Here is a 4,285-nt window from a genome sequence, read left to right as displayed (position 1 = left end):
CGCCAGCCGGGGCCGTGCAGGCGCCGCATCAGCACGTCGTCGGCGTTGCCGGCCTGCGCCGCCACCGACGCCCAGAACCCGGCGGGCCGCACCGGGTGCGCCACGGCGCGGGCGCCGCGCACCAGGCGGTGGCCGGCCGCCATGACCCGCAGCGCCAGGTCGGCGTCCTCGCGGTAGGCGCGGCGGAACCGCTCGTCGAACCCGCCGACCTCGGCGAGCACGCGCCGCCGGTACGCCATGTCGGCGGTGATCCAGGACGCGTCGGCCAGCGCGGCGGTGGTGCGCTCCCGGTCGGTGGGGCGGCGCCCGTCCGGCAGCGGGACGGTGACCGTGCCCTGTGATCCGGCGACCTCCGCGGGCTGGCCTGCCAGGTCGGCGGCGGCCTTGGCGGGCCAGCCGGGGGCGGGCACCACGTCGTCGTCCAGGAACGCCACCCACTCGGTCGCGGCGGCGCGCCATCCGGTGTTGCGGGCGGCGGCGGGGCCGCGGCCGCCCGCGCGCAGCACCGCGACCTCGTCCCCGGCGGCCGGCGGCAGCGGCAGCGGCGCCCCCGGCCGCGCCCGGTCGTCCACGACGAGGATCCGCTCCGGGGCGCACGCCGGGTCGGCGGCCATGCCGTCCAGCAGCGCCTCCAGGACGGTGCGCAGGCTCGCGCGGCCCACGGTGGGGATGACGACGGTGTAGCCCGCCCGCGTCATCGGGCGAACACCTCCCGGCGCCGCACCACGAACGGGCCGATCGCCAGCAGGTCCACGGGTGCGGAGCCGAAGCACTCCAGGGCGTCGCGGGGGTCGTCCACCATCGGGCGCCCCGCGGTGTTGAGGCTGGTGTTGACCAGCACCGGCAGGCCGGTGCGGGCGCGGAACGCCGCCAGCAGGTCGGCCAGCAGCGGCTCGTCGGCGCGCGCCACCGTCTGCACGCGCGCGGTGCCGTCGACGTGCACGACGGCCGGGATCCGGTCGCGCCACCGCGGCCTGACCCGGTGCACGAACAGCATGTACGGGCTGGGCAGCGGCCCCTCGAAGACGTCGGCCGCGTCCTCGAGGGCGACCATCGGCGCGATCGGCCGGAACCGCTCGCGGCCCTTGACCGCGTTGAGCCGCTCGACGTTGTCGGCGTAGCCGGGGTGCGCCAGCAGCGACCGGTGGCCCAGCGCGCGCGGGCCGAACTCGCTGCGGCCCTGGAACCAGGCGACGATCTGGTCGCGGGCCAGTGCACCGGCCACCGTGGCGGCCAGGTCGCGGGGGCGTTCGTAGGGGATCCGCGCGGTGTCCAGCCAGGCGGCCAGCTCCCGCTCGTCCCACCGGCGGCCCAGGGCGGCGCCGGGCATCGGCTCGATCCGGTCGCCGCCGCGCCGCGCCACGTGCAGGGCGGCGCCCAGCGCGGTGCCCGCGTCCCCGGCGGCGGGCTGCACCCAGACCTCCTCGTAGGGGCCGGTCTCGGCGAGCCGCGAGTTGGCGACGCAGTTGAGCGCGACGCCGCCGGCGAGCGTCAGCCGCCGCGACCCGGTGCGGGCGTGCAGCCAGGCGGCCAGCTCGCACAGGACCTCCTCCAGGCGGGTCTGCACGCTGGCGGCCAGGGCGGCGTGGTCGTCGGTCCACTCGTCGCCGGGCGCGCGGGGCTTGGCCAGCGCCGCCCAGTCGATGCGGCCGACGGTGAAGCCGCCGTCGCCGGTGGCGCGCACGTGCTCGCGCATCTCGTCCAGGAACCGCGGCTCCCCGTAGGAGGCCAGCGCCATCACCTTGTACTCGTCGCTGGAGCGCAGGAAGCCGAGGTGGTCGGTCAGCTCCTCGTACATCAGGCCGAGCGAGTGCGGCAGCCGCTGGGCGTGCAGCGGGCTGAGGTGGCCGCCGCGGTAGGTGCCCGCCAGGTGCGAGTGGATCTCGCCGCGCCCGTCCAGCACCAGCACGTCGCCCTCGCCGGGGTCGGGCGCGGCGAGCGCGGCCGACGCCGCGTGCGCCACGTGGTGGGGCACGAACCGCACGGTGCCGGGGTCCAGCCCGGGCAGCGCGGCGGCCAGGAAGAACGGGGCGCGCTGGGCGTACAGGGTGCGCAGGTGCTCCCACTGGTCGTCGTGCCCCCGCATCCCCGGCTCGACGAGGCGGGGGTCGTAGGAGTAGGCGACCGCGTCCAGGTCGCCCGGCTCCAGGCCGGCCTCTCTCAGACACCAGCGCGCCGCCTGCTCCGGCGGTTCCCACGCCGAGAACGGGACGGGGCGTTTGCCGTGCTTGCGGCGGCTGAAGCGCTCCTCCTCGGCGGCCGCGACGACCCTGCCGTCGACCACCAGCGCGGCCGACGGATCGTGGAATATCGCGTTGACACCGAGAACGCGCATGGGGGACCTCCGGAAAGGGCGTGGCGCCCGGCCCGGCGGAGGATGCCTGCGGCGGAGACATCGATCCGCAGCGGAATGTCGTGAACCGCCCTGCTTGTAGTGGTTTGTATGAGACGCGCCCAAATCACCTATAGGTGATTCGACGTAACCGAAGTGGCGGCCCTCAAACGACGGTGTCCGAACGTTTACGGGGAACTAGGCGCCTTTTTGGTGTTCCGAGCATGAAATGCCAAAGGCGCAAGATGTGTGATTTGTCGGTTGTGCGGACATGAGCGGCGCCGATTCGGGTACGCGCCGCGCATGCGCTGCACCGTCGTCGTGATCACCCGCGACCGGCGCGAGTCGCTGCTGCACACCCTCGGCCGCCTGGCCGGGCTGCCGGAGCGGCCGCCGGTCATCGTCGTCGACAACGCCTCCCGGGACGGCACCGCCGAGGCCGTCGCCCTGCTGTTCCCGGAGATCACCCTGCTGCGCAGCCGCGACAACCTCGGCGCGGTGGCCCGCAACCTGGCCGTCGACCACGTGCGCACCCCGTACACGGCGTTCTGCGACGACGACACCTGGTGGGAGCCGGGCGCCCTGACCCGCGCCGCCGCGCTGCTGGACGCCCACCCGCGGGTCGCCGCCGTCACCGGCCGCGTCCTGGTCGAACCCGGCGGCCGCGAGGACCCCATCGTGGCCGAGCTGCGCGGGTCGCCGCTGCCGCGCCCGCCCGGGCTGCCCGGGCCCGCGCTCGGCTCGTTCCTGGCCGGCGCGTCGGTGCTGCGGACCGGGGCGTTCCGCGAGGCCGGCGGCTTCTCGCCCCGCCTGTGGCTCGGCGGCGAGGAGGAGCTGCTCGCCGCCGACCTGATGACCCGCGGCTGGCACCTGTGCTACGCCGACGACGTGGTGGTCCACCACGCCCCCTCGCCGCTGCGCGAGCGGCACCTGCGCCGCCGCCGCGGCATCCGCAACACGCTCTGGTACACCTGGCTGCGCCGACCGCCCCGCAGTGCGCTGCGCCGCACCCGGGCGCTGCTGGGCACGCTGCCGCGCGACGGCGTCACCGCGCTGGCGCTGGCGGAGGCCGCCGCCGGGCTGCCCTGGGTGCTGCGCGAACGCCGCCCGGTGCCGCCGGAGGTGGAGGCGCGCCTGCGCGCGCTCGACGAACCCCAGCGGCGCTCGAAGGCCCGCCGGTACGTGAGCTGACGGGCCGGTGCGCGACCGGCGGGGGAGGGGAGCCGATGCCCGACGCGGCGGACGTGACGATCGTGGTCGCCACCCGCGACCGCGCCCCCGAACTGCGCCGCAGCCTCGCCCGCCGCACCGCGCCGGCGATCGTGGTCGACAACGCCTCGTCCGACGACACGCCGCGGGTGGCGCGGGAGGCCGGGGCGCGCCTGATCCGGCTGCCGCGCAACCTCGGCGCGGCCGCCCGCAACGCCGGCGCCCGCGCGGCGGCCACCCGGTACGTCGCGTTCGCCGACGACGACTCCTGGTGGGCGCCCGGGGCGCTGGAGCGCGCGGCGGCCGTGCTGGACGCCCACCCGCGCACGGCGCTGCTGGCCGCCCGCGTCCTGGTGGGGGAGGAGGGCCGCCTCGAACCGGTGTCGCAGGCCATGGCCCGCGCCCCGCTGGGCCGCCCCGGCGGCCTGCCCGGCCCGGCCATCATGGGCTTTCTGGCCTGCTCGGTCGTGGTGCGCCGCGACGCGTTCCTGGACGCCGGCGGCTTCTCCGAGGTGCTGCACTTCGGCGGCGAGGAGGAGCTGCTCGCCCTCGACCTGGCCGCGGCCGGCTGGGGCATGGCCTACCTGCCCGAACTGGTCGTGCACCACCATCCGTCGCCGCACGGGCGCGACCCCGCGGCCCGGCGCCGCCGCGAGGTCCGCAACCGGGTGCTGACCGCCTGGCTGCGCCGCCCGATGCCCGAGCTGCAGCGCACCGCCGCCGCCGCGCTCGCCAGCGACCACG

Annotated in this window: 4 protein-coding genes; 2 read left to right on the top strand and 2 right to left on the bottom strand. The window is 76.9% G+C overall.

What is annotated here, in order from left to right; all coding sequences use genetic code 11:
* Both ABD879_RS32200 and ABD879_RS32195 read right to left on the bottom strand, forming a co-directional pair.
* Window positions 1–698 (bottom strand): glycosyltransferase family 2 protein (locus ABD879_RS32200; protein ID WP_345025565.1); only part of this gene is annotated, 698 nt, incomplete at its 3' end.
* Window positions 695–2,335, bottom strand: coding sequence for a carbamoyltransferase family protein (locus ABD879_RS32195; RefSeq protein ID WP_345025564.1), 1,641 nt, complete (start codon window positions 2,333–2,335; stop codon window positions 695–697). The genes ABD879_RS32195 and ABD879_RS32200, both read right to left, overlap by 4 nt.
* A 300-nt stretch (window positions 2,336–2,635) precedes the next feature.
* On the opposite strand from ABD879_RS32195, the gene ABD879_RS32190 reads away from it, so the two are divergent.
* Complete coding sequence (locus ABD879_RS32190; RefSeq protein WP_345025563.1) at window positions 2,636–3,523, top strand: glycosyltransferase family 2 protein; 888 nt, start codon at window positions 2,636–2,638, stop codon at window positions 3,521–3,523.
* A 35-nt stretch (window positions 3,524–3,558) separates the two neighbouring features.
* Window positions 3,559–4,285: glycosyltransferase family 2 protein (locus tag ABD879_RS32185; protein WP_345025562.1), on the top strand; the 727-nt coding region annotated here is incomplete at its 3' end.

The sequence above is a fragment of the Actinomadura keratinilytica genome (genome assembly GCF_039539665.1).
Lineage (GTDB): Bacteria > Actinomycetota > Actinomycetes > Streptosporangiales > Streptosporangiaceae > Spirillospora > Spirillospora keratinilytica.
The sequence above is the reverse complement of the archived record's forward strand: the minus strand, read 5'-3'. Positions and strand labels throughout refer to the sequence as shown.